Origin of the sequence: Spirillospora sp. NPDC127506 (assembly GCF_040302145.1) — a bacterium.
Classification (GTDB): Bacteria; Actinomycetota; Actinomycetes; order Streptosporangiales; family Streptosporangiaceae; genus Spirillospora.
This window is the reverse complement of sequence record NZ_JBEORG010000066.1, coordinates 1-23,952: the sequence shown is the minus strand read 5'-3', so window position 1 is coordinate 23,952 and position 23,952 is coordinate 1. Positions and strand designations below refer to the sequence as shown.

Sequence of the window (23,952 nt, the reverse complement as noted above, 5' to 3'; positions counted from 1 at the left end):
CGCGGCGGGTGCGCCGCCGCTCCCGGCGGCTCGGCGGCCGGGCGCGCTCGCGCGCGGACGGCTCGGTGAACACGGCGCTCTTGACGAATTCTTCGTCGAACACGGGCTCGTCGAAATCTGCGGCCATGGGGTTCTCCGGCGCGGGGGTGTCGAGTGCCCAGGCTAGTCGACGCCTCCGGCGATCCCTCACCCCGAAGCCGGCCCGCCGGAGACCGGCCCGCCCGGCGGGCGCCCGCCCCCGTGTGGCGCCCGCCACTCCTGCTCATCGGGACGCGGCCGTTCCGCGCGAAGGTAGAACACGTTACATTCAAAAGGCGAATCGCGTTCTAGAAGGAGACCGCATGGGTACCCCGGTGATCGTCGAGGCGGTGCGCACGCCGCTCGGTAAGCGCAACGGATGGCTCGCGGGCATGAAGCCGATGGCCGTCCTCGCGCACGCGCTGAACGCGCTGGTCGAGCGGTCCGGCATCGACGCCGCCGAGGTCGAGCAGGTCTTCGCGGGCTGCGTCACCCAGGCGGGCGAGCAGGGCGGGCACATCGGCCGCTACTCCTGGCTGTACGCGGGGCTGCCCTGGCAGACCGGCGTCACCACGATCGACGCGCAGTGCGGATCGTCCCAGCAGGGCGTCCACCTCGCCGCGGCGCAGATCGCCGCCGGCGCGGTGGACGTCGCGATCGGCTGCGGCGTCGAGGTGATGAGCCGCGCGCCGCTCGGCAGCAACGTCCTGCCGGCGAACCCGCGCCCGGACGACTGGTCGCTCGACATGCCGAACCAGTTCGAGGCCGCCGAGCGGATCGCCGCCCGGCGCGGCATCACCCGCGCCGACCTGGACGCGTTCGGCGCCCGCTCGCAGCAGCTCGCCGCCAAGGCGTGGGCGGACGGCCGCTTCGACCGCGAGGTCGCGCCCGTCACCGCGCCCGTCCTGGACGCCGACGGCGCCCCGACCGGCGAGACCCGCGAGGTCACCCGCGACCAGGGCCTGCGCGAGACGACCGCCGACGGCCTCGCCAAGCTCAAGCCGGTCATGCCGGACGCGCTGCACACCGCGGGCACCTCGTCCCAGATCTCCGACGGCGCCGCCGCCGTCCTGCTGATGTCGGAGGAGAAGGCCGAGGCGCTCGGCCTGCGGCCGCGCGCCCGGATCAGGACGCAGGCCCTCGTCGGCGGCGAGCCGTACTACCACCTGGACGGCCCGGTGCAGGCGACCGAGCGCGTCCTCCGGCGCTCCGGGCTGACGATGAACGACATCGACATCACCGAGATCAACGAGGCGTTCGCGTCGATCGTGCTGTCCTGGGCGTCGGTCCACAAGCCCGACATGGACAAGGTCAACGTCAACGGCGGCGCCATCGCCATCGGCCACCCGGTCGGCGCCACCGGCGCCCGCCTGATCACGACCGCGCTGCACGAGCTGGAGCGCCGCGACGCCGGGACCGCCCTCATCACGATGTGCGCGGGCGGCGCCCTGTCCACGGCGTCCATCCTCGAACGGATCTGACCGGTCATCCGCCCCGGCCGCCACCCGCCGGGGCGTTCCCATGCCCTGGCGGGCGCGAAAGGCGGTCTCGGTGCAGCCGGAACCTGAGGACCTCGGCGGCGGGCTGTGGAGCGTTCCCGTCCCCATCCCGGACAACCCGCTCGCGTACACGCTGGTGTACGCGGTGGAGAGCCCGAAGGGGCCCGTCCTGATCGACGCGGGCTGGCAGCACGAGGACGCCTGGGCGGCGCTGCGCGACGGGCTCGGCTCGTTCGGGATCGACGTCGCGGACGTGCACGGCGTGGTCGTCACGCACTTCCACCCCGACCACTCGGGGCTCGCCGGCCGCGTCCGCGAGGAGTCCGGCGCGTGGATCGCCATGCACCACGCGGACGCCGGCATCGTCCGCCTCTTCCACGCCGCCGGCATGGGGGGCAGGCGCCGGTTCGAGCTGACCGCCCTGCGCCGCGCGGGCGCCGCCGAGTCCGATCTGGCCGGCCCCGCCCGGCAGATCCCGGTCTCCCCGCCGGCGATCCCGGACCGGGAGCTGTCGGACGGCGACCTGGTCGACGTCCCGGGCCGCCGCCTGCGCGCCGTCTGGACGCCCGGCCACTCCCCCGGCCACATCTGCCTCCACCTGGAGGACGGCGACCGCATCTTCACCGGCGACCACGTCCTGCCGCGCATCACCCCGCACATCGGCCTGTACCCGTACGACACCCCGGACGTCGACCCGCTGAGCGACTTCCTCGGCTCCCTCGACAAGGTCTCGGCCATGGGCGTGGACGAGGTCCTCCCCGCCCACCAGTTCCGCTTCACCGGCCTCTCCGGCCGCGCCCGCGAGATCATCGCCCACCACGAGGACCGCCTCGCCGAGGTCGCGGCGCTGCTCTCCCCGTCCGCGACCACCCTGTGGGACCTCACGGCGGGCCTGACCTGGCGCCACCCGTGGGCGGAGATGTCGCAGCAGGCCCGCCGCATGGCGGCGGCCGAGGCGGCCGCCCACGTCCGCACCCTCGAAACCCGCGGCGTCGCCCGCCGCGAGGGCACCGACGACCCGCTCCGCTACGTCCTGCGCTGACGGGCCGGGACCGCTCCGGAGCCGCGTCTCGCAGGCGGGCCGGCCGGTGCCCGGCCGGACGCGGGGTGCGGTGTGGGTCACTCCACGGCTCCAGGGCCTTGATGAGACTGGAGTCTCATGTTAGAACCTGTTCTAGATCTGTCCCCAAGCAAGCGCTCAGTCTAGAGGCCGGCTCCGGGCCGGCGCGAAGGGTCATCCATGGCACTTGCGGCAACCACCATCGCCTCCACCGAGCGGGTGTTCCGCGCTCCCGAGATCGACATCATCGATCCGGGCGTCTACGAGCGCGGAGGGATCCCGCACCGGCAGTTCCAGTGGCTGCGCGACAACGATCCCGTGCACTGGCACCCGGACCCGAACGAGGGGGTCCCGGGGTTCTGGGCCGTGACGCGGCACGCGGACGTGGTGTCGGTGTCGCGGCGCGCCAACCCCTACTCGTCGCATGAGCGGACGGCGATGTTCGAGGAGTTCTCCGACGAGGACATCGCCATGTACGGCCAGATGATGCTGTTCCAGGACCCGCCGGACCACACGCGGCTGCGCTCCATGGTCAACAAGGGCTTCACGCCGCGGATGATCGGCCGGCTGGAGGACCACATCCGGAAGATCTGCAACGAGCTGATCGACGAGGCCGCGCCGCTCGGCGAGTGCGACTTCGTGGAGAAGTTCGCCGCGCCGCTGCCGCTGTACACGATCTGCGAGCTGCTGGGCGCGCCGCTGGAGGACCGGGAGAAGATCTTCCACTGGTCGAACAAGCTGGTGGCGTTCAACGACCCCGAGTTCATCGGGGGCCGCGAGGAGTCCACGATGTGCGCGGCCGAGTTCGCCGAGTGGGCCGGGCAGCTGGCGGCGGCGCGCGCGACCACGCCGCGCGACGACATCGTGACCAAGCTGCTGTCGCCCGACCCGGACGGCAACACGCTCACGCTGGAGGAGTTCCAGCTGTTCGTGATCATGCTGTCGATCGCCGGGAACGAGACGACCCGGACCGCCACGGCGGGCGGCATGCTCGCCTTCTTCGAGCGGCCCGACCAGTGGGAGCGGCTGCGCGCCGACCGGAGCCTGCTGCCGAAGGCGGTCGAGGAGATCGTCCGCTGGGTCAGCCCGATCAACCAGTTCCGCCGGACCGCGCTCGTCGACACGGAGCTGGGCGGCAAGGAGATCAAGGCCGGGGACAAGGTCGTGGTGTTCTACGGCTCGGCCAACCGGGACGAGCGGGTGTTCGAGGACCCCTACACCTTCGACGTGGGGCGCGACCCGAACCCGCACATCGGGTTCGGCGGCGGCGGCCCGCACTTCTGCCTGGGCTCGCACCTCGCCCGGATGAACCTGCGGATCATCTTTGAGACGATCCTGGAGCGGATGCCCGACATCCGGCTCGCCGGCGAGCCCCGCCGGCTCCGGTCCAACTTCGTCAACGGCTACAAGGAGATCCCGGTGAGCTTCACACCGTCCGCCCCGCTGGGGGGCTGACGGCGTCTCCGGACGAGGAGGTTCGAGGCGATGACCACCACTCCCGACATCGACCTGGTCGACCCCGGCGCGTACGAGCGCGGCGGCATCCCGCACGAGCAGCTGGCGTGGCTGCGCGAGCACGACCCCGTCCACCGGCACCACGGCGACCCCGAGCGGGACTACCCGCCGTTCTGGGCGGTCACCAGGCACGAGGACGTCGTCCACGTGTCGCGGCATCCGGAGCTGTTCTCGTCATGGCGGCGGCTCGCGCTGTTCGACGAGCAGCCCGAGGAGCAGCTCGTCCTGCAGCGGATGATGATGCTCAACCAGGACCCGCCGGAGCACTCGCGCAAGCGGAGCATCGTCAACCGGGGGTTCACCCCGCGCGCGATCGCCGCGCTGGAAGAGCACATCCGGGACATCTGCCGCGGGCTCGTCGCGGAGACGGTGGAGCGGGGCGAGGAGGCCGACTTCGTCCGGGACCTGGCGGCGCCGCTGCCGCTGTACGTGATCTGCGAGCTGCTGGGCGCCCCGCCGGAGGACCGGGAGAAGATCTTCACCTGGTCGAACACGCTGATCGGCGGGGACGACCCGGAGTTCCAGCGCACGCCGGAGGAGGGCCAGGCGGCGGCGACGGAGCTGTACGCGTACGCCAACGTCCTGGCCGCCGACCGGCGGGAGAACCCGCGCGAGGACATCGTCACGAAGCTGCTCCAGCCGGACGCCGACGGCGAGGTCCTCACCGGCGACGAGTTCGAGCTGTTCGTCATGCTGTTGTCGGTCGCCGGGAACGAGACGACCCGCAACGCGGCGACCGGCGGCATGCTCGCGCTGCTCGAGCACCCGGAGCAGTGGGAGCGGCTGAAGGCCGACCGGTCGCTGGTGCGGACGGCGGCGGACGAGATCGTCCGCTGGGTCACCCCGGTGAACATGTTCCGGCGGACCGCCGTCCGGGACGTCGAGCTCCGCGGCAAGAAGATCGCGGAGGGCGACAAGGTCGTCGTCTTCTACTCCTCCGCGAACCGCGACGAGGCGGTCTTCGACGACCCCTGGGCCTTCGACGTGGGCCGGGACCCGAACCCCCACATCGGGTTCGGCGGCGGCGGGCCCCACTTCTGCCTGGGTTCCCATCTCGCCCGACTCGAGCTGAGTGTGCTCTTCGAAACACTTTTGGACACGGTGCCCAATATTGAACTCAGCGGTAACGTTCGCAGGCTAAGGTCTAGTTTCATCAACGGCATTAAGGAGATGCCGGTGCGTGTGCGTCCGGCGTCCCTCGACTGACGGGAGTGGTGCGTGGGCAGGGGCTGGCGTGGGTGAGACAGGCGAAGCGGGCGGTCCGTCCCCGGGCGACCCGCTGCGGGTGGCCCTGCTCTCGTACCGGAGCAAGCCGCACTGCGGCGGCCAGGGCGTCTACCTCCGGCATCTGAGCCGGGAGCTGGCCGACCTCGGGCACTCGGTCGAGGTGATCTCCGGCCAGCCGTATCCCGAGCTGGACCGGGACGAGATCGTCCTCACCAAGCTGCCGAGCCTGGACCTGTACCGGGACGAGGACCCGTTCCGCACCCCGGCCCTCGGCGAGTTCCGCGACTGGGTGGACGTCCTGGAGTTCGCGCACATGAAGACCGGCGGCTTCCCCGAGCCGCTGACGTTCTCGCTGCGCGCGCTGCGGCTGCTGAAGCGCCGCCGCCGCGACTTCGACGTCGTGCACGACAACCAGGTCCTCGGGCTCGGCAACCTCGGCATCGCCCGGCTCGGGCTGCCGCTGGTGACGAGCATCCACCACCCGATCAGCGTCGACCGGCGCATCGAGATCGAGGCCGCGCGCGGCATCAAGGAGAAGCTCGGCAAGTTCCGCTGGTACGGGTTCGTCGGGATGCAGGCGCAGGTGTCGCGGCGCATCGGCCCGGTGCTGACGGTGTCGGAGTCGTCCAAGGTCGACATCGTCAAGGACTTCAAGGTCGACCCGCGCGACATCGAGATCCTGCCGCTCGGCGTCGACACCCGCATCTTCCACCCGCGCGGCGAGCGCGTCCCGGGGCGGATCGTGGCGATGGCCAGCGCCGACGCGCCGATCAAGGGCGTGGACGTGCTGCTGCGCGCGGTCGCCAAGGTCGCCACCGAGCGCGACGTGCACGTGGTCGTGGTGAGCAGGCCGCAGAAGGACGGCCCGACCGAGAAGCTCGTCCGGGAGCTGGCGCTCGGCGACCGGGTGCGGTTCGTCAGCGGGATCAGCGACGGCGAGCTGGGCGAGTTGCTCGCCTCCGCGGAGATCGCCGTCGTCCCGTCCCGCTACGAGGGCTTCTCGCTGCCCGCCGTGGAGCACATGGCCTCCGGGACGCCGCTGGTCGCCAGCCGCGCCGGCGCGCTGCCCGAGGTCGTCGGCGACGCCGGCGTCCTCGTCCAGCCCGGCGACGTGGAGGAGCTGGCCGCGACCCTGCACCGCCTGCACGACTCCGCCGAGGAGCGGGCGAGGGTCGGTGCCGCGGGGCTCGCGCGCGTCCAGCGGCGGTTCGCCTGGCCGGCGGTGGCGCAGGCCACCGTCGAGCACTACCGGGCGGCGATCGCCCAGCAGAACTACCGGCGGCTCGCCGCCGGAGTCAAGTGAGGGAACGTCCGCCGGACGTCCACATGGAAGGAGCACGACCCTGCTGACCGTGGATTTCCAGCGGTTCCGCGTCACTCCCGGAGACCGCGTCCTCGACATGGGATGCGGCGCCGGACGGCACGCTTTCGAGCTGTACCGCCGGGGTGCGCACGTCGTCGCCTTCGACCAGGACGCCGAAGAGCTGGCGGGGGTCGAGAAGATGTTCGGTGCGATGCGCCTCGCCGGCGAGGCGCCCGCGGACGCGACCGCCGAGACCGTGCAGGGTGACGCGCTCGACCTGCCGTTCCCCGACGACCACTTCGACGCGATCATCGCCTCCGAGGTGCTGGAGCACATCCCCGACGACATGCGGGCGATGCGCGAGCTGCTGCGCGTCCTCAGGCCGGGCGGCAGGCTCGCGGTGACGGTGCCGAGCTGGCTGCCCGAGCGGGTGTGCTGGGCGCTGTCGGAGGACTACCACACCGCCCCCGGCGGGCACGTGCGCATCTACACGCGCGCCGAGCTGGAGGCCAAGCTGAAGTCGGTGGGCTTCAAGGTCGGCGGCCACCACCACGCGCACGGCCTGCACTCCCCGTACTGGTGGATCAAGTGCGCGGTGGGGGTGAACAACGACGGCAACCCGCTCGCCAGGGCGTACCACCAGATCCTCGTCTGGGACATCATGAAGCGGCCGCTGGCGACCCGGCTCGCCGAGCGGGTGATGAACCCGCTGATCGGCAAGAGCGTCGTCGTGTACTTCGCCAAGCCCGCGACGCCGGGCACCCCCGCGGCCCCGGCCAAGGAGACGGCGGATGCGGTCTGAGACCGCACCGCCCTCGGTCCCCGGGGTCCTGACGCCGGACGACGTCGTCGCGACGGCGCGCAGCATCGTCGCGCAGCAGGAGGAGTCCGGCGCGATCCCGTGGTTCTCGCCGGTCGGCGGCGTGCCCGGCCACGTGGACGCCTGGAACCACGTCGAGGCGGCGATGGCGCTGACCGTCGCCGGGTTCGGCGCGGAGGCCAGGCGCGCCTACGAGTGGCTGCGCGGCGTCCAGCGGCCGGACGGGTCGTGGCCCGCGAAGTGGGTGCTCGGCGAGGTCACCGAGCCGGGCGGCGAGTCCAACCACGCCGCCTACCTCGCGGTCGGCGTCTGGCACGAGCTGCTGGCGACCGGGGACGAGGGCTTCGCGCGGCACATGTGGCCGGCGGTGCGGCGGGCGATCGACTTCACGCTCGGGCTGCAGACCCGGCGCGGGGAGATCATCTGGATCCGGCACGAGAGCGGCGAGCCGTCCGACCACGCGCTGCTCACCGGCTGCTCGTCGATCTACCAGTCGCTGCGCTGCGCGGTCGCGCTGGCCGAGCACCTCGGCGCGCCGCAGCCGGAGTGGGAGCTCGCCGCCGACCAGCTCGGGCACGTGGTGGCCGCGCACCCGGAGGCGTTCGCCGACAAGTCCCGCTGGTCGATGGACTGGTACTACCCGGTGCTCGGCGGCCCGGTCCGCGGCGCGGACGCCGCGCGGCGGTTCGACGAGCACTGGGACACGTTCGTGGTGCCGGGCCTCGGCTGCCGCTGCGTGTCCGACCAGCCGTGGGTGACGGCGGCGGAGAGCTGCGAGCTGGTGATGGCGCTGGACGCGGCCGGCGACCGGGACCGGGCGCTGGAGCTGTTCACGACCGTCCAGCACCTCCGGCACGAGGACGGCTCGTACTGGACGGGCTGGCAGTTCGAGAACGAGCGGCACTTCCCCGGGGACCGGTCCACCTACACGGCGGCCGCGGTGATCCTCGCGGCGGACGCGCTGGCGGACGCCTCCCCCGCCTCCCGGATCTTCAAGGAGATCGCGGGGCGGCCGCTCGGGCCTTCGGAGGCGTCCGACCCGCTGGCGTGCGGGTGCGCGCTCGTGCCGGCGGCCAACCGGGTCTAGGCCGGGCTCAGCGGATCGGCGTCGCCGACGCGCTCCAGAACGCGCAGCGACCCCGCGACCCGCCGCTCCTCGAACGCGCCGCTCTCAAGGGCGCGCAGGTAGACGTGGTAGGGCGCCTGGCCGCCGTCCGCGGGGTCGGGGAACACGTCGTGGATGACGAGGGCTCCTCCGGCGGCGACGTGCGGGGCCCAGCCCTCGTAGTCGCCCTGCGCGTGCTCCTCGGCGTGCCCGCCGTCGATGAACAGCAGCGCCAGGGGCGTCCGCCAGAAGGCCGACACGGTGCGGGACTGGCCGACGATGGCGACGACCTCGTCCTCAAGGCCGGCGTACCCGATCGTCCTGCGGAACGTGGGCAGCGTGTCCATCCGGCCCGTGCTCGGGTCGACCAGGGACGGGTCGTGGTACTCCCAGCCGGCCTGGTTCTCCTCCGAGCCGTGGTGGTGGTCGACGGTGACCAGGACGGTCCCGGACGCCCTGGCCGCGGCCCCCAGGTAGACGGCGGACTTGCCGCAGTAGGTGCCCACCTCCAGCATGGGGCCGGTCCCCGCGAGGCGGGCCCCGTACTCCAGGGCCGTCTCGTACAGCGCGAGGCCCTCGTCGTCCGGCATGAAGCCCTTGGCGGCGCGCGCGGCGCGCAGCAGGCCGGCGGGCATCGGGGGGGCGGTCCGGCCGGTCGTCCCCGGCCCGGTGGACGCCTTGGTATGGGTCATCGATCTCCTCCGTCCGGGCACCCTACTATCCGGGCTCCGCGGCGTGAGACCCGAGTCTTGCTCCGGCAGACTGAAACGTGTTCTACTTTCGGGGGTGAGCACCCTCTCCCGAACCCGGTTCGGTAAGTTGGCGAGCACGATCGACCCTGGAACGGAGAAGCGATGAGAGTACGAGTCGACCCGCTGGTGTGCGAGGCGAACGCCGTGTGCGTCGGGCTCGCACCGGAGGTCTTCAACCTCAACGACGAAGACGAGCTCACGATCCTCCTGCCGGACGTCCCGCCGGAGCACCAGGACCGCGTCCGGCACGCGGTGCGGTCGTGCCCCAAGGCCGCGCTCACGCTGGAGGAGTAGCCGGCCCCCGCCTCTGTCCCCCGTCCCCTCTCACCCAACTTCCCTCTCCTCGATGTGGAGGCAGCCATGGCACGCGCCGCGGTCCTGCATGCGGTCGGCGACAAGGAACTCGACCTGCGCGACGACGTCACGACGATCGATCCGGGCCCCGACCAGGTCAAGGTCACGATCAAGGCGACGGGGGTCTGCCACTCCGACCTGTCCACCATGACGGGCGTCCTGCCGTCCGCGCTGCCCACGGTCATCGGCCACGAGGGCGCCGGCGTCGTCGCGGAGGTCGGCGAGCGGGTGACCGGCGTGCAGCCCGGCGACCACGTCGTCATCAACTGGACGCCCGACTGCGGCGAGTGCGCCGAGTGCCTGCGCGGCGAGCCGTACCTGTGCATGACCTACCTCGCGCAGTCGTTCAGCCGGCCCGGATTCGAGCTGGGCGACGGCAGCCCGGCGTTCGGCATGGCGGGCTGCGGCACGTGGGCCGAGGAGGTCGTGCTCCCCCGGCGCGGCGTCGTCAAGGTCGCCGAGGACATCCCGTTCGAGTACGCGGCCCTGCTCGGCTGCGGCATCCCGACCGGGCTCGGCGCCGTCATCAACACCGCGAAGGTGAAGCCGGGCTCCAAGGTCGCGGTGGTCGGCACGGGCGGCATCGGGCTCTCGGTGATCCAGGGCGCCCGGATCGCCGGGGCGTCCACCATCCTGGCGATCGACCCGAACGAGGCCAAGCACCCGGTCGCCGAGCGGCTCGGCGCCACGCACACCGCGACGCTGGACGACCTGGAGGAGACCAAGGGCCTGCTCACCGGCGGCGCGGGCTTCGACTACGTCTTCGAGGCCGTCGGGAAGTCCGCCGCGATCACCACGGCGTGGAACGCGGCCCGGCGCGGCGGCGACGTCATCGTGGTCGGCGCGGGCTCCTACGACGACAACTGGAGCCAGACCGCGTTCGCCCTGCTGTTCGACGGCAAGAGCCTCAAGGCGTCCCTGTACGGCGGCTGCGACCTCAAGCGCGACATCCCGCTGTTCGTCGACCTGTGGCGCGCCGGGAAGCTCGACATCGACGGCCTCATCAGCCGCCGGATCGGCTTCGCCGACCTCAACGACGCCGTCCGCGCGCTGAACGACGGCGAAGTGATCCGCCAGGTCGTCCTGTTCGACTAGCCCGGGCGCCCGGACAGTCGGCGACTCCCGCACGGCCGGGGCCGCCCCGCCCGTATCATCCTTCGCGTGATCAACGGTCTGGGGACGGTCCTGGCCGCGGCGTCCCTCGCCGCGCCCCTGCTCGCCGCGCCGGCCCAGGCGGCGGGGCGGCCCGTCCGCATCCACGACGTCCAGGGAGCGGCGCACGTCTCGCCGCTGAACGGCGCGCGGGTGTCCCGGGTGCCCGGCGTCGTGACGGCGCTCGCCGTCAACGGGTTCTGGATGCAGGATCCGCATCCGGACAGGAGCGCCGCGACGTCCGAGGGCGTCTTCGTCTACACCGGGCGGCGGCCGGGCACCGCGGTCGGCGACGCGGTCCGGGTGACCGGCCGGGTCGGCGAGTTCCGGCCGGGCGGCGCGGCGGCCGGCGGGCTGACCCGCACCGAGATCGACGCCACCGCGGTCTCCGTCGCCGCGCACGGCGCCGCCCCGCCCCCGGCGACCGTCCTCGGCGGGCGGCGCGGGCGCCGCCCGCCCGGAAGCGTGGTCGACCGCGGGCACGGGAACGTCGAGCGCGGCGGCGCGTTCGACCCCCGCCGCGACGCCATCGACTTCTACGAGTCGCTCGAAGGCATGCTGATCGAGATCGACGACGCGGTCGCGGTCGGCCCGACCCGCTACGGCGAGCTGCCCGTGCTGCCGGCGAACGGCGCCGGAGCCGGGGTGCGCACCGGGCGCGGCGGCATCCTGCTCCGCGACCGCGACGCCAACCCCGAGCGGGTCATCCTCGACGACGCGCTCGCGCCGCTGCCCGGGATGAACGTCGGCGACGGGCTGCCCGGCGCGAACCGCGGCGTCCTCGACTACACCTACGGCGACTACAAGCTGCTGCTCACCGCGACCCCGCGGCGCGCCGCCGGCGCGCTGGCCCGGGAGTCGACCCGGCCGCAGCGGCCCGGCGAGATGGCCGTCGCCACCGCCGCGCTGGACGGGCTGAACCCCGACGCGCCGCCCGCCCGCTTCACCGCGCTCGCCGACGACATCGTGCACGGGCTGCGCTCCCCCGACCTCATCGCGGTCACCGGCGTCGGCGACAACAGCGGCCCGGGCGACGACGGCACCGTCGCCACCGACCAGACCGTCGCGCAGCTCATCACCGCGATCAGCGCGGCGGGCGGCCCCGCCTACGACTGGCGGTCGGTCGACCCGCGCGACAACGCCGACGGCGGCGAGGACGGCGCCAACGAGCGGGCCGGTTTCCTGTTCCGCACCGACCGGGGGCTCGCGTTCGTCGACCGCCCCGCCCCGGGCGAGCCGGTCCCGGACGAGCCGCCCGACCGGCCCGACCCGGCGGTCACCCCGGTGCGGGCCGTGCGGCGCGGCGGCACCGCCGGGCTGACGCTGAGCCCCGGCCGGATCGCGCCCCGCGCCGCGGCCTGGGCGGGCGCGCACAAGCCGCTCGCCGGGGAGCTGACGTGGAAGGGCCGCCGCGTCATCGTCATCGCGAACCGGTGGTACCCGCGCACCGGGGACGACCAGCCGCTGTTCGGCCGGCACCAGCCGCCGTCCCGGCCCACCGAGTGGCGCCGCGACGCGCAGGCCCGCGTGGTCGCGGGCTTCGTGAACTCGGTGCGGCGGGTGGACGCGAACGCCCGGGTGATCGTCGCGGGCGAGCTGAACACCGGCGGGACGTCCGTGCCCGTCCGGACCCTGACCGCCGGCGCGGGGCTCACCGACCTCCCCGCGTCGCTGCCGGCGCGCGACCGCTACACCGCGGTGACCGCGGGCAACAGCGAGGACCTCGACCACATCCTGCTCAGCCGGTCGCTGCGCAGGCACCGGCACGAGTTCGACATCGTGCACCGCAACGCGGAGTTCGCCGCGCGGGCCGGGGAGCACGACCCGACCGTGGTGCGCATCGACATGTCCGGCGGGTAGGCGGTCCGGCAGGTACGGCTCCCCGGTTTTGGGAGATACCAAAAAGATCGGCGCGGCACGTCCCCGAACGCCGCCGGTGTTTTCTCCCGGCGGGCCCGGGCAGCGACGGATCGTCAGACCCCCCAGCCGGAGGAGACGCCTTCCATGGCGAGACGATATCGGCCGCACATCAGCCTTCTCACCCTCATCTACCTCATCATCGGCGTGTTCATCGCCTGGGACCGCGGCTACATCGACGAGGGACTCGTCGAGCGCATCATCAGCGCGCTGCTGGCCATATTCCTGTGGGTTCTCGTCCTGCTCGGCGTCGACTTCCACATCGAGTTCTGACCCCCGACCGGGCACGGGCCGTCGCGCGTCCCCGCCACGGGGCGGCCCGTGTCCTTCACGACAGGGGCACGTCGCGCCCCGGTCATAGACCGCACAGTGCCGCAGAAGTTACGTTCCGCTCATGACGAAAAAAGACTGCAGTTGCGGACATGGCGGCGGATGCTCGTGCCCGAAGGGCTGCTCCTGCGGCTGCAACGGCTGACCTCTAGGCCGCGGGGCCCAGCCCGGCCCAGAGCGCCCGGAGGTCGGCATCGAGCCTCCGCAGGACGCGCACCGCCTCGCCGGCGCCGTCGGCGAGGAGCCCCCACAGCAGATCGTCGACGCCCGCCCGCGCCCGGCGCGCGCGGCGGGCGGCCCAGAGCGCGACCTCGACGGCCTTGCGGCCGCCCTCGTCCAGCACGACCGCCGTGCCCGGCCCGGACAGCACGACCCGGAGCGGGCGCAGCGGCGCGCGCCGCAGCGTCCACAGCGCCGGGTCGCCGGCGTCGAGCGCGGTCGACCGCCGGACGCGGCGCCGCACCTCGTCGAGGTCGATGCCGAGCGCGGCGAGCAGCTCCCGGTCGCGGCCGGGCGCCGCGCCGACCGCCGCCGCGATGTCGGCGGGCGCGGCCCCGACCGGGCGGCGTTCGGCGAGCGCCAGCAGCAGGAACGCGTCGCTCAGCGTGCCGCGCCCCGCCTCCGCGGCGAGGACGCCCGCGCGGACGATCGTGCGCCGCGCGTCCGGGGTGAACCTGTCGAGCATCGTCATCGCCTCTCCCCGCCCAGCCGTGCGGCGTGCTTCTTGTGGACGGACTGGCGCCGCACGCCGAGCGCGTCGGCGACGGCCTGCCAGGACCAGCCCTGCGCCCGCGCGTTGCGGACGTGCAGGGCCTCCAGCTCGTCGGTGAGCCTGCGCAGCGCCGCCACGGCGGCGAGGCCCGCCGCGGGGTCCGCGCTGTCGGCGGCCTCCGCCAGCTCCCTCATGGACGTCATGGTGTCAGCCTAAGCTGACAACGCCGATTTGTCAGCCCAGGCTGACAACACGCCGGCGGCGGAGCGGCGGGCCGGGCCGTCTACTCCGGGGCGGGCGCGCGCCAGAGGATCGGCGCCCCGTTGTCGGTGCCCGTGGCCAGGACGGTGCCGCCCATGGCGGTCAGCGCGGTGAGGCGCTGGTCGCCGGGGCCGTCGAGCCCGCCGACGTCGAGGCGGCGCCAGGTCGTCCCGTCGGCGGACGCCAGGACGGCGCCGTCCTCGCCCGAACTCGCGGTCAGGACGAAGCCCCGCGGGGTCGGCGCGACGGCCGCGGCGGTCAGGCCGGGGCCGATGTTGCGCTGCGCCCACGTCTTCCCGCCGTCGGCGGACACCAGCGCGACCGCGGTGGCGGAGACCGCCACCAGGGTGTCGCCGTTCGCGGCGACGTGGGTGAGCGGCGCGGTGAGGCCGGGCGGCAGCTCGGCGGCCGTCCACTTCTCGCCGTCGGGCGACGTCCAGACGGCGGGCGCCTTGCCGCGGGCGCCGACCGCCGCGTACCCGCCGGACGTCGCGGCCACGTCGGCGGGGGCGCCGTCGAGACCGGCGCTCTTCCAGGTCCGGAGGTCGGTGGAGCGCCAGGCCGTGCGGGGCCCGACCGCGACGTAGCCGGCCGGTCCCGCGGCGGCGGCCGCCGGCGCCGGCCCGGCCGGGAATGCGGTCTTCTGCCAGGCGAGGCCGTCCTGCGAGGTCACCGCCAGCGGCGCGGGCGAGGCGCCGGACGCCCGGCCCACCGCCAGCCAGCCGCTGCCGCCGTGCACCACGTCGGACAGCCGCCCGCCGGTGCCGGGGACCTGGGCCCGCGTCCACCGCAGGCCGTCGGGGGCGGTCCAGATCGCGACGCGGCCGTTGGTGCTTCCCGCCGCGACGGAGATGCCCGGGCCGGCGGCGAGCGCCGCGATCGAGCGCTCGGCGTGGACGGCGCCGGGCACGGCGCGCAGGTCGACGCCGTGCAGGTAGGCGTCGTCGCCCTGGTGCCCGGCGATCGCGACGCCGCCCGCGGCGGTGACCGCCAGGCCGGTGGACCGGACGGGCGCGGGGATGCCGCCCTCCTGCTTCCAGGTGCGGCCGTCGGTGCTGCGCAGGACGGCGTGGGCGCCCTTCGCGCCGCCCACGACGACGGCGTACCCGGACGCCGCCGCGCCGAAGCTCTCGATGCCGGACCCGCCGAACCGGCTCGCGACCTGCCACTTCCGGCCGTCCGGGGAGGTGAGCAGGACCCCGAACCGCTTGGTCCTGCGGTGCTTCTTGCGCCCGGTGGTCTGCTTGCCCTCGCGGACGGCCGCGAACCCGGCCGGACCGGCCGACAGCCCCTTCATGGGGCCGTAGGAGCCCTGCGACTGGGCCGGCACCTTCACCCCGGTCCATGTGCGGCCGCCGTCGGCCGAGTACCAGAGGCCCTCGCTCCGCACGGTCCGCGTGACCTTCTTGCGGCCCTTCTTCTGCGTGACCTTCCTGGGGTACGTGCCGTGGGTCATGAGGACGTTCCCGGAGGCCGCCACGCCGTCGAACCCGATGATCCTCGTGATGGCGCCGCCGCGCCGCCACTCCCGGCCGTCCGCGGACGTCCAGGTGAGGGCGCGGCCCTTCGAGGCGCCGACGGCGAGGAAGCCCTGGCCGGTGCGGGTCAGGCCGGTGACCTCGTCGGCCGGCGTGACGGCGTTCCCGAGCGGGTGGCGCGTCCAGGTCGCGGCGTCCTTGCTCGTCCACGCGACGGCGGAGCCCCCGGGCGCCCGGCCGAGCGCGACCCAGTGGCCGGGCGAGCCGGAGACGAACTGCGGCGTCTCGCCGGGCGGGGGCGTCGAGCCGTCCGGTGTGCGGACCACCGCGAGCTTCCAGGTGCTCCCCGAATCGGCGGACACGAGGAAGCGCGCCCGCCGCCGTCCCGGCGCGCCGTCGCCCTCGGTGCCCGCCGCGACGACCGCGGCGCCGGCGGAGGCGATCGCGGTGAGGTCCTGGACGAGGCCGTCGGTCGCGGCGGCCGGGTCGAGGGCGAACAGCTCGTCCGCCGCGATCGGGCCGCGGACGGCCGGCTCGGCCGGCGCGTCCGCGCGCTGCGCCACGACGACGATCGTCCCGGCGGCGACCACGGCGAGCCCGGCGCCGACGGCCGCGCGCGTGCGGAGCCGCCGCCACAGCGGCGGCCGCCGCGCGGGCTCCGGCGCCGGCCGCGGCGGGCCGGCGACCAGGACGTCGCCGGGGTCGGGCTTCACGGGCGCCGACTTCTTGGGCGCCGGCTTCTTGGCTCCGGCCTTCTTGGCTGCGGCCTTCTCGGAGCTGGGCTTCTCAGCGGTGGGCTTCTCAGCGGCGGGCTTCTCGGACGCGGGCTCCGGCGCCGGCTCGGCCGCCTCCGGCTCCGCCTCGCCGGCCGGGCTCTCGGCCGCCACCGCGTCGCGGTCGTCCGCGCGTTCGCGGGGCGGCGCGCCGTGCCCCCAGCTCAGCCCGGCCGAGCGCCAGGCCTCGTAGGCCCGCTGCCAGGGCGACAGGGCGGCGCGGAGGTCGGCGATGTCGCCGGCGACGCCGAACGTCAGCCGCCGCCGGACCTCGCGGGAGCCCGCCGACCCGTCCTCGGCCGTCCGCGGGGCCTCGTCCTGCTCCGGGGTCCTCGCCGTCACACGCGCTCCTTCACGGTCCTGTAGGACCACCATCAAATCGCGCCATGGGACGCCGTGTACCGACATCCGCATGAACGGCGGCCAATGGGGGCCGCTGGAGCGTTCTATCACTTCAGGGCCGAAGTATCAGACCTTTCGCCCGGATCGTTCCCTTGTACGCGAAACCCCTGACGTGGACGACCGGCGCGCCGGGCGGCGGGTCACCGTGCACCTCCGCGGAGACCCCCACACCGTCCGCTTCCACGCGGACACCCGGCGGCACGATGATCTCCACTCCCGACTTGTAGGCGAGCACCCGGAGGGTCGTGACCGGGCCCTCCAGCTCGGCGGAGCGGAGGTCGAGCGTGCCGGACCCCTTGTAGACGACCGCCGTGTAGCGCTCGGGCAGCCGCCAGCTCCCGGCGCGCGTGACCGAGCTCTTGTAGGCGACCTGGAAGCGCCCCACCGGGCCGCCCCCGCGGCCCCCGGGAACCCGCCGGCCGGACGGGAGGTCGGCGGCCACGGCGCCCAGCTCGTCGTGGGTGCGCGCGGCGAGGACGCGGTCGATGCGCTCGTCCAGCTCCGGCTCGTCCAGGCGCCCTTCGGCGAAGGCGGTGTGCAGCCGGACGAGCATCTCGTCGCGGTCGCGGTCCGAGGCGCGCAGTGCGGGCGCGGGATGCTGCTCGACGCTCATCGCTTCTCCCCTTCGAGGCGGGCCGGCCTCCGCAGCCTGCACCCTCCAGCCGATGGAGGGTCAAGACGCGATACATCGTAACTCGCCGCCGCTCGGTTTTCGAGACATTCGGCCGCATCCCGACGCGCGATCATGCCTACCCGCCGTTCGGACGCTCGTCCGCTAGGTTCGAAGCAGCCCGTAGATCGAGCGGCGAGGGGGGGACGATCCATGGGCGGGACGCTCGGCCGGGCGCACGGCCCGTACACGCTGTACGACCTGGACGCGCTGCCCGAGGAGGGCCGCCGCTACGAGCTCGCGGACGGCTGGCTGCACGAGCTCCCGGGCGACCTGTGGCACGACCACGCCGCCGAGCGGCTGAAGGCGATCCTCAAGGACGCGGCCCGCCAGGCCGACGCCGACGTCCACATCGCCGGCGCCCCGCAGGACGTGACGACCCCGTCCGGCGTCCGCAAGCCCGACGTCTTCGCCGTGGCGCGCGACGTCGCCCGCGCGGCCCTGGAGCGCCGGACCCGCACCTACTACGGCCCCGACCTCATCCTGGTCGCGGAGGTCGTCACGCCGCGCACCGTCAACGAGCAGATCGACCGCGTGCGCAAGGTCGACGAGTACGCGGCGACCGGCATCCCCCACTACTGGCTGGTCGACCTGGAGCCGCGCCCCACGATCACCATGCTCGAACTGAGGGGCGACCGCTACGAGGTGGCCGGCAAGGCCCGCTCCGGCGAGACCGTCGCCCTCGACCGCCCCTACCCCATCGCGTTCGACCCGGCCCGCCTCTCCGAGATGGACTAGCCGCGATCTTCGCGCCGGGCGGGCGGGCCGTCAGAGGTCCTGCGCGTGGTCCGGCAGCGCGTCGAGGACGGCGCGGGCGGCGGCGGCCGACTCGGCGCGGCCGGTGACGAGCGCGTTGATGCGGCGGGAGACGCGGGGCCGGGTCGGCAGCAGGGCGACGGGAGGCGCGCCCAGCCGGTCAGGGCGAGTTCGGGGATGAGGGACACTCCCGTCCCGGCGCCGACGAGGGCCAGGATCGAGCGGTAGTCGGCGCACGTGGCGGCGACGTCGGGCGCGAAGCCGGCTGCGGCGCAGGCGTGCTGGATCAGCTCCTGGCTGGGCGACCCGCCCTCGCTCCTGGCGGTCGCCGGCGGTCTGCTCGCCGTCGGCGGCGTCGTCCTCGTCCGCCGCCCCCGCCCCGTCGACTTGCGGCGTGTTGCCCCTATGAGCGCGCCTATGGGGGCGACACGCCGCAAGTGAACGCTCGGAAATGTAACCGGCCGTCCCGGACTTGGTGGCTATAGGCCGTGGAAAGGGGATGACGATGGCGGAACTCATGCGGGCGGTCCGGCAGGACGTTCTCGGCGGACCCGAGGTGCTCAAGGTGGTCGAGGTCGAGCGGCCGGAGCCGGGGCCCACGGAGGTGCTCGTGCGGGTGCGGGCGGCCGGGGTGAACCCGACCGACTGGAAGCACCGGGCGCGCGGCGGATTCCTCGGGAAGCCGCCGTTCGTCCTCGGGTGGGACGTCTCCGGGGTGGTGGAGAAGGTCGGGATCGGCGTGACGCTGCACAAGCCCGGCGACGAGGTCTTCGGGATGCTGCGGTATCCGTTCGGGGCCGGCTCGCACGCCGAGTACGTGGCGGCGCCGTCCCGGACGTTCGCGGCCAAACCGTCCGGTATCGACCACGTGCAGGCGGGTGCCCTGCCGTTGGCGGCGCTCACGGCGTGGCAGGCCCTGGTCGATACCGCGGGCGTGCGCGAAGGGCAGCGGGTGCTGATCCACGCGGCGGCGGGCGGCGTCGGGCATCTGGCCGTGCAGATCGCCAAGGCGCGCGGCGCGTACGTGCTCGGCACGGCCAGCGCGGGCAAGCACGGCTTCCTGCGCGGCATCGGCGTGGACGAGCCGATCGACTACCGCGCCGTCGACTTCGCCGAGGCCGTGCGGGACGCCGACATCGTGATCGACACGATCGGCGGCGACTACGGCCCGCGCTCCCTGCGCGTGCTGCGGCCCGGCGGCGTGCTCGTGTCGCTCGTGCTGAGCGACCTCGCCGACCTGGACGCGGACGGGGTCCGGACGGAGACCCTGCTGGTCGAGCCGGACCACCACGCGATGACACAGATCGCCGCGCTCGCCGAGGCCGGCGCGCTGCGCGCCGAGATCGACTCCGTCTTCCCCCTGGAGGACGCCGCGAAGGCGCACGAACGCGGCGCCACCGGCCGGGTCACCGGGAAGATCGTCCTGACCGTCTAGGCTCGGTGCGTGCTGCTGCTCACGACGCTCGACGCCTGGGAGGCCGAGCCCGGCCCGCGCTTCGTCCTGCCCGAGTCCGGGGCCGCCTGGACGCCCGAGGAGGGCGCGCTCGCGGTCGCCGACGACGTGTTCGAGGAGGGGCAGGTCGTCGCGGTCGCGCTGGACCCCGAGCCGGGCGCGGTGCCGGCCCGCGGGGTGATCGACAAGACGGCGGCGGCCCGCGTCCGCTACCTGCGGCGCGGGCCGGACGGGCGGCACGTCGCGCTGCTCGACCGGCCCGCGACGGCGGCGGCGCTCGGCCTGCTGCCGCATCCCGAGGGCGGCTGGTACCGCGAGACGTGGCGGTCGGACGTCTCCTTCGCACCGGACGGCTATCCCGGTGAGCGGGCGAGCGCCACCGCCATCTACTTCCTGCTGCCGCCGGGCGAGGAGTCGATGTGGCACGCCGTCCGGTCCGCCGAGGTGTGGCTGTGGCACAGGGGCGGGCCGCTGGCGCTGCTGATGGACGGCGCCGGCGAACGGCCGTCGGGGAACCCGGAGACGGTGATGCTCGGCGACCGCCTGGCGGACGGGCAGGTCCCGCAGGCCGTCGTGCCGCCCGGTGTCTGGCAGGCGGCGCGTCCGGCCGGGAGCGAGGAGGTCCTGGTCAGCTGCGTCGTCTCCCCCGGCTTCGACTTCACCGACTTCCGCGCCCTGTCTTAGCGCCTACGGCGTCTCAGCGCTTACGGCGCGGGCGCACCCGCTGCTCGGCCCAGAACGGCTCCATGACGCGGCCGATCGCCTTCACCACCGTGCGCAGTTCGTCGTCCGTCAGGGGGCCGAAGACGTCCGCGCCCACCTCGTCGGCGAGCGCGCGGGCCCGGTGGTGCAGGGCCAGGCCGTCCTCGGTGATGCGGACGGAGTAGCGCCGCCGGTCGCGCGGGTCGCGGGTGCGCTCGCAGAGGCCGCGCGCCTCCAGCTCGTCGACGAGGCCGACCATCAGCGTGGGGTCGAGCAGCAGGTAGCCGGCCATCTCCTGCTGCGACAGCGCGCCGGACGTGCTGAGCATCGCCAGCACCAGGAAGTGCCGCACCCGGATGCCGAGCGGCTGCAGTTCCTCTTCGAGCCGCTGCTCCAGCCACCACCCGCACTTGGACAGCTGGAAGCCCGCCACGGACGCGAGGCCCTCCGGCAGACCGCCCCGCATCGACTCCTCCGCCATGGCGGCAGGCTATAGCAGCTCGATCATCGCTTGACTTAATAATAGAAAAGTTCGACTATCCAGAGATGCAACCAACTCTGGGGCTGTTCGCCCTGAACGTGCACGCCTGTGCCGAGCCGGGCGTCGCCGCGCGGCTCGCCGGACTCGCCGAGGACCTCGGATACGACTCGGTATGGGCGGGCGACCATGTTGTCCTGCCGAGCCCGCGCGTCGCGCCGTCCCCGATGGAGCCGGACGCGCCGTTCCTCGACCCGCTGGTCGCCCTGGCGCACCTCGCCGGACGCACCGGGCGCATCGCACTCGGCACCGGGGTCGTCGTCCTGCCGCAGCGGAATCCGCTGGTGCTCGCCAAGCAGCTCGCCAGCCTGGACGTGCTCAGCGAGGGGCGGCTCATCTTCGGCGCGGCGGCGGGGTACCTGGAGCCGGAGCTGCGCGCCGTCGGCGTCCCGCCGGAGGGGCGCGGGGCGCGGACGGACGAGTACCTGGCGGCGATGCGGTCGCTCTGGTACGACGAAGCGCCCGCCTTCCACGGCCGCCACGCCGACTTCGCGGGCGTGGACGCGCACCCGCGCCCCGTGCAGCGGCCGATCCCCGTCGTGACCGGCGGGCACAGCCCCGCCGCACTGCGCCGGGCGGCCCGGCATGCGGACGGCTGGTACGGGTGGATGCTCGGGCGCCGCGCCGCCGCCGATCTGCTCGCCCGGTTGCGTGCCGCCGAGCAGGAGGCCGGCCGGGCCGCGCCGCTGCACATCTCGGTGAGCCCGCCGAAGCTCCCGGACGCCGGGTACGTCCGGGAGTACGGCGAGCTGGGCGTCGACAGGCTCATCGTCGTCCCGCCGATGGGCGTCCCGGCCTCCGACCTGGAGCAGTTCGTCAGGGACCACGCCCCCCGGAGGCTGGGCGCCCGGCCGGCGGCCTGAGGGAACGGCGCGCCGCCCCCCGTGCGCATGGCCTCACGGACGGCGGCGCGCCGCGCGTCAGTCGGAGGAGAAGGCGGCGTCGAAAGCGCCCTCCGGCGGCTGCATGGCGTTGAGGGCGCGGACGAACTCCAGGGCCTCCGGGGCGCCTTGGAGGCGGTCCATCCCGGCGTCCTCCCATTCGACGGAGATGGGGCCGTCGTAGCCGATCGCGTTGAGGGCGCGGAACACGTCCTCCCAGGGCACGTCGCCGCGGCCGGTGGAGATGAAGTCCCAGCCGCGCCGCATGTCCGCCCAGGGCAGGTGGGACGAGAGGCGGCCGCGGCGGCCGTCGCCCGTCCGGACCTTGGTGTCCTTGCAGTCGACGTGGTAGATCCGGTCGCGGAAGTCGAACAGGAAGCCGACGGGGTCGAGCTCCTGCCACACGAAGTGGGACGGGTCGAAGTTCAGCCCGAACGCGGGGCGGTGCCCGATGGCTTCGAGGGTGCGGACGGTCGTCCAGTAGTCGTAGGCGATCTCGCTCGGGTGGACCTCGTGCGCGAACCGCACGCCGACCTCGTCGAACACGTCCAGGATCGGGTTCCAGCGCTCGGCGAAGTCGGCGTAGCCGCGTTCCACCATCGCGTCGGGGGTGGGCGGGAACATCGCGACCGTGTGCCAGATCGAGGAGCCGGTGAAGCCGATGACGGTGTCGACGCCGAGCTTCGCGGCGGCGCGGGCGGTGTCCTCGATCTCGGCGGCGGCGCGCCGCCGGACGCCCTCGGGCTCCCCGTCGCCCCAGATGCGCTCCGGCAGGATCGCCTTGTGCCGCTCGTCCGGGTTGTCGCAGACGGCCTGGCCGACGAGGTGGTTGGAGATCGCCCAGACCTTCAGGTCGTGCTTGGCGAGCGTCTCCAGCTTCCGCGGGACGTAGTCGTCGTCGGCGAGGGCCTTGTCGACCTCGAAGTGGTCGCCCCAGCAGGCGATCTCCAGGCCCTCGTAGCCCCAGCCGGACGCGAGCCGGCAGACCTCCTCGAACGGCAGGTCCGCCCACTGGCCGGTGAACAGGGTGATCGGTCGTGCCATGGCTAGTTGCTCCCTTCGACGTCGACCCAGCAGCGGGCCTCCGCGCTGTCCGCGACCGCGGCGAGGACGCGCTGGACCTGCAGGCCGTCGGCGAACGACGGGCGCGGGTCGGTGCCGTCCGCGATGGCGGTGAGCAGGTCGGCCATCTGGTGGGTGAAGGTGTGCTCGTACCCGAGGATGTGGCCGGGCGGCCACCAGTGCCCCGCGTACGGATGGACGGGCTCGGTCACGACGATGCGGCGGAACCCGGCGGTCGCGTCGCCGTCGGCCCGGTCGTAGAACCAGAGCTCGTTGAGCGATTCGAGATCGAAGTACAGGGCGCCGGACGAGCCGCTGACCTCGATGCGCAGCGAGTTCTTGCGCCCCGTCGCGAACCGGGTGGCCTCGAAGGAGGCGAGCGCGCCGCCGTCGGTGCGGCCGATGAACAGGGCCGCGTCGTCCACGGTGACCCGCGCCGTGCCGCCGTCCGGCAGGGGGCGCTCCGGGACGAACGTGTCCAGCAGCGCCGACACCCCGACGAGCGACTGCCCGGTGATGAACTGCGCGGTGTCGATGATGTGCGCGCCGATGTCGCCGAGCGACCCCGACCCGGCCCGCTCGCGGTCCAGCCGCCAGGTGAACGGGGCCCGCGGGTCGGCCAGCCAGTCCTGGAGGTACTGGGTCCGGATGTGCCGGACGGTGCCGATGCGCCCCTCCTCCACCAGCCGGCGGGCCAGCGTGACCGCCGGGACGCGCCGGTAGTTGAACCCCACCATCGACCGGACGCCGCGCTCGCGCGCCCGGTCGGCGGCCGCGGCCATCGCCTCCGCCTCCGCGACGGAGTTGGCGAGCGGCTTCTCGCACAGCACGTGCTTGCCCGCGTCCAGCGCGGCGACCGCGATCTCGGCGTGGCTGTCGCCCGGCGTGCAGATGTCGACGAGCTGGACGTCGTCGCGGCGGAGCAGCTCCTTCCAGTCGGTCTCCACGGCCGCCCAGCCGAGCGCCTCGGCGGCGGCGCGGGCGCGGTCGGCGGAACGTCCCGCCAGGGCGGCCATGACGGGCGTCAGGGGCGGCCCGAAGAACGGCCCGACACTGCGCCACGCCTGGGAGTGGGCGCGCCCCATGAACGCGTGCCCGACCATCCCGACTCCGACGGTCGTCATGTTCAGCTCACCTCTCTCTGTCGTTTCCCGGGGGACGGCCCCCGGTCCCCCGGGCGGCGCCGGGCGGCCGTCGCTCCGCCGCGGCCGC

General features: G+C 74.0%; 25 protein-coding genes. 15 read left to right on the top strand and 10 right to left on the bottom strand.

Features of this window, described 5'->3' with window-relative positions; all coding sequences use genetic code 11:
- The coding region (locus ABTW95_RS34010; protein WP_500228453.1) for an SCO2583/SCO2584 N-terminal domain-containing protein at positions 1-127 on the bottom strand (127 nt) is incomplete at its 3' end.
- A 214-nt stretch (positions 128-341) separates the two neighbouring features.
- Between ABTW95_RS34010 and ABTW95_RS34005 the strand changes: the two genes are divergently transcribed.
- The 7 genes from ABTW95_RS34005 (at position 342) to ABTW95_RS33975 (ending at position 8,529) form a co-directional block, all read left to right on the top strand.
- Positions 342-1,499 (top strand): steroid 3-ketoacyl-CoA thiolase, encoded by a 1,158-nt coding sequence (locus ABTW95_RS34005; protein WP_500228451.1) that lies wholly within the window; start codon positions 342-344, stop codon positions 1,497-1,499.
- A 40-nt stretch (positions 1,500-1,539) separates the two neighbouring features.
- Positions 1,540-2,559: an MBL fold metallo-hydrolase gene (locus ABTW95_RS34000; protein ID WP_396451977.1), complete on the top strand. Its 1,020-nt coding sequence runs from the start codon at positions 1,540-1,542 to the stop codon at positions 2,557-2,559.
- 198 nt (positions 2,560-2,757) lie between these two features.
- Positions 2,758-4,032 carry a cytochrome P450 gene (locus ABTW95_RS33995; RefSeq protein ID WP_396451979.1) on the top strand — a complete coding sequence of 425 codons (1,275 nt, stop codon included), beginning with the start codon at positions 2,758-2,760 and terminating at the stop codon, positions 4,030-4,032.
- 30 nt (positions 4,033-4,062) lie between these two features.
- Complete coding sequence (locus ABTW95_RS33990) at positions 4,063-5,298, top strand: cytochrome P450 (protein ID WP_396451981.1); 1,236 nt, start codon at positions 4,063-4,065, stop codon at positions 5,296-5,298.
- A 28-nt stretch (positions 5,299-5,326) separates the two neighbouring features.
- Complete coding sequence (locus ABTW95_RS33985; RefSeq protein WP_396451983.1) at positions 5,327-6,622, top strand: glycosyltransferase family 4 protein; 1,296 nt, start codon at positions 5,327-5,329, stop codon at positions 6,620-6,622.
- A 40-nt stretch (positions 6,623-6,662) separates the two neighbouring features.
- Entirely contained in the window at positions 6,663-7,424 is a 762-nt protein-coding gene (locus tag ABTW95_RS33980) for a class I SAM-dependent methyltransferase (protein WP_500228452.1), read from the top strand.
- On the top strand, positions 7,414-8,529 hold the full coding sequence (locus ABTW95_RS33975) for a prenyltransferase (RefSeq protein ID WP_396451984.1): 1,116 nt from the start codon (positions 7,414-7,416) through the stop codon (positions 8,527-8,529). Before ABTW95_RS33980 ends, ABTW95_RS33975 begins: the two co-directional genes overlap by 11 nt.
- Here ABTW95_RS33975 and ABTW95_RS33970 read toward each other — a convergent pair.
- Positions 8,526-9,239, bottom strand: a complete 714-nt coding sequence (locus ABTW95_RS33970; RefSeq protein WP_500228450.1) for a class I SAM-dependent methyltransferase — start codon at positions 9,237-9,239, stop codon at positions 8,526-8,528. The genes ABTW95_RS33975 and ABTW95_RS33970 overlap by 4 nt on opposite strands.
- Before the next feature lie 162 nt (positions 9,240-9,401).
- Here ABTW95_RS33970 and ABTW95_RS33965 point away from each other — a divergent pair, with 162 nt between their 5' ends.
- The 4 genes from ABTW95_RS33965 to ABTW95_RS33950 all read left to right on the top strand — a co-directional run bounded on the left by ABTW95_RS33965 (position 9,402) and on the right by ABTW95_RS33950 (position 12,995).
- Positions 9,402-9,593: a ferredoxin gene (locus ABTW95_RS33965; protein WP_396451988.1), complete on the top strand. Its 192-nt coding sequence runs from the start codon at positions 9,402-9,404 to the stop codon at positions 9,591-9,593.
- Between the two features lie 66 nt (positions 9,594-9,659).
- The gene (locus ABTW95_RS33960; RefSeq protein WP_396451990.1) at positions 9,660-10,748 is read left to right on the top strand and encodes an alcohol dehydrogenase catalytic domain-containing protein; all 1,089 of its coding nucleotides are present in this window, start codon (positions 9,660-9,662) and stop codon (positions 10,746-10,748) included.
- A gap of 66 nt (positions 10,749-10,814) precedes the next feature.
- The gene (locus ABTW95_RS33955) at positions 10,815-12,665 is read left to right on the top strand and encodes a DUF8508 domain-containing protein (RefSeq protein ID WP_396451992.1); all 1,851 of its coding nucleotides are present in this window, start codon (positions 10,815-10,817) and stop codon (positions 12,663-12,665) included.
- Between the two features lie 144 nt (positions 12,666-12,809).
- Positions 12,810-12,995, top strand: a complete 186-nt coding sequence (locus ABTW95_RS33950) for a hypothetical protein (RefSeq protein ID WP_396451994.1) — start codon at positions 12,810-12,812, stop codon at positions 12,993-12,995.
- A gap of 205 nt (positions 12,996-13,200) precedes the next feature.
- On the opposite strand, the gene ABTW95_RS33945 is transcribed toward ABTW95_RS33950, so the two are convergent.
- The 4 genes from ABTW95_RS33945 to ABTW95_RS33930 all read right to left on the bottom strand — a co-directional run bounded on the left by ABTW95_RS33945 (position 13,201) and on the right by ABTW95_RS33930 (position 17,291).
- On the bottom strand, positions 13,201-13,743 hold the full coding sequence (locus ABTW95_RS33945; protein ID WP_500228449.1) for a hypothetical protein: 543 nt from the start codon (positions 13,741-13,743) through the stop codon (positions 13,201-13,203).
- Positions 13,740-13,967, bottom strand: coding sequence for an RNA polymerase subunit sigma-70 (locus ABTW95_RS33940; RefSeq protein ID WP_500228448.1), 228 nt, complete (start codon positions 13,965-13,967; stop codon positions 13,740-13,742). Before ABTW95_RS33940 ends, ABTW95_RS33945 begins: the two co-directional genes overlap by 4 nt.
- Positions 13,968-14,047: 80 nt before the next feature.
- Positions 14,048-16,618, bottom strand: coding sequence for a hypothetical protein (locus ABTW95_RS33935; protein WP_500228447.1), 2,571 nt, complete (start codon positions 16,616-16,618; stop codon positions 14,048-14,050).
- A gap of 112 nt (positions 16,619-16,730) precedes the next feature.
- Positions 16,731-17,291: a DUF1707 SHOCT-like domain-containing protein gene (locus ABTW95_RS33930; RefSeq protein WP_396452845.1), complete on the bottom strand. Its 561-nt coding sequence runs from the start codon at positions 17,289-17,291 to the stop codon at positions 16,731-16,733.
- Between the two features lie 210 nt (positions 17,292-17,501).
- On the opposite strand from ABTW95_RS33930, the gene ABTW95_RS33925 reads away from it, so the two are divergent.
- Positions 17,502-18,086 carry a Uma2 family endonuclease gene (locus tag ABTW95_RS33925; RefSeq protein WP_396452843.1) on the top strand — a complete coding sequence of 195 codons (585 nt, stop codon included), beginning with the start codon at positions 17,502-17,504 and terminating at the stop codon, positions 18,084-18,086.
- Here ABTW95_RS33925 and ABTW95_RS33920 read toward each other — a convergent pair.
- Positions 18,083-18,541 carry a LysR substrate-binding domain-containing protein gene (locus tag ABTW95_RS33920; protein ID WP_500228446.1) on the bottom strand — a complete coding sequence of 153 codons (459 nt, stop codon included), beginning with the start codon at positions 18,539-18,541 and terminating at the stop codon, positions 18,083-18,085. The two genes, ABTW95_RS33925 and ABTW95_RS33920, sit on opposite strands and share 4 nt — an antisense overlap.
- An 80-nt stretch (positions 18,542-18,621) precedes the next feature.
- Between ABTW95_RS33920 and ABTW95_RS33915 the strand changes: the two genes are divergently transcribed.
- Positions 18,622-19,539, top strand: coding sequence for an NADP-dependent oxidoreductase (locus tag ABTW95_RS33915; RefSeq protein WP_396452847.1), 918 nt, complete (start codon positions 18,622-18,624; stop codon positions 19,537-19,539).
- 9 nt (positions 19,540-19,548) lie between these two features.
- The gene (locus tag ABTW95_RS33910) at positions 19,549-20,241 is read left to right on the top strand and encodes a cupin domain-containing protein (RefSeq protein WP_396452840.1); all 693 of its coding nucleotides are present in this window, start codon (positions 19,549-19,551) and stop codon (positions 20,239-20,241) included.
- 13 nt (positions 20,242-20,254) lie between these two features.
- Here ABTW95_RS33910 and ABTW95_RS33905 read toward each other — a convergent pair whose 3' ends face one another.
- Complete coding sequence (locus ABTW95_RS33905; protein WP_500228445.1) at positions 20,255-20,740, bottom strand: MarR family winged helix-turn-helix transcriptional regulator; 486 nt, start codon at positions 20,738-20,740, stop codon at positions 20,255-20,257.
- 65 nt (positions 20,741-20,805) lie between these two features.
- Here ABTW95_RS33905 and ABTW95_RS33900 point away from each other — a divergent pair, with 65 nt between their 5' ends.
- Positions 20,806-21,660, top strand: coding sequence for a TIGR03619 family F420-dependent LLM class oxidoreductase (locus ABTW95_RS33900; RefSeq protein WP_500228444.1), 855 nt, complete (start codon positions 20,806-20,808; stop codon positions 21,658-21,660).
- A gap of 57 nt (positions 21,661-21,717) precedes the next feature.
- On the opposite strand, the gene ABTW95_RS33895 is transcribed toward ABTW95_RS33900, so the two are convergent.
- Together ABTW95_RS33895 and ABTW95_RS33890 are read right to left on the bottom strand one after the other, a co-directional pair.
- Positions 21,718-22,722: a sugar phosphate isomerase/epimerase family protein gene (locus ABTW95_RS33895; protein ID WP_396452836.1), complete on the bottom strand. Its 1,005-nt coding sequence runs from the start codon at positions 22,720-22,722 to the stop codon at positions 21,718-21,720.
- Between the two features lie 2 nt (positions 22,723-22,724).
- The gene (locus ABTW95_RS33890; protein ID WP_500228443.1) at positions 22,725-23,864 is read right to left on the bottom strand and encodes a Gfo/Idh/MocA family protein; all 1,140 of its coding nucleotides are present in this window, start codon (positions 23,862-23,864) and stop codon (positions 22,725-22,727) included.
- Positions 23,865-23,952: the final 88 nt, after the last annotated feature.